This is a genomic window from Alkalicoccobacillus porphyridii (assembly GCF_007293315.1).
In the GTDB taxonomy this organism is placed as follows: Bacteria; Bacillota; Bacilli; order Bacillales; family Bacillaceae_D; genus Alkalicoccobacillus; species Alkalicoccobacillus porphyridii.
On record NZ_VLXZ01000059.1, the window covers coordinates 1 to 416 of the forward strand.

Genomic DNA, 416 nt, shown 5'->3' on the forward strand with positions numbered 1-416 from the left:
GGACAGCCGTGATCCACTCGGTCAATACCGGTTCCCACTGCGATTCAAAGCCGCCGAGTTCCAGTTTTTCCCGCACCCAGTTCGGGTCAACCGGCTGGGTAAAATCCAGGTCTTCAAACAAACTGTGCAAGAACGTCCCCGGTGACGCACCGCGCGGAAACTGATGTGGTGTTAACGTCGGTTCTTCAACGACGCTGGCAACGCCTGCAGCATCGACATCCAGCCGAGGCATCAAATCCTGGGCGATACCGTGACCACGCTGTTGCAAACCAGAGTAGCTGGTGACGCGCCAGTTATCGCCGGGCAATCGTTGTAACGTCTTCGCATTCAGCTCTGCTGTAGAAACATCATTAACCTGCCAGGGTTGGTTATCACCAATTTGTGCCGTTTGCCAGGCAATATCATCATCGCACAAT

1 protein-coding gene is annotated in these 416 nt (G+C 54.3%); it reads right to left on the reverse strand.

The features are described from left to right. Nucleotides 1-416: hypothetical protein (locus FN960_RS23500; RefSeq protein WP_221936828.1), on the reverse strand; the 416-nt coding region annotated here is incomplete at both ends.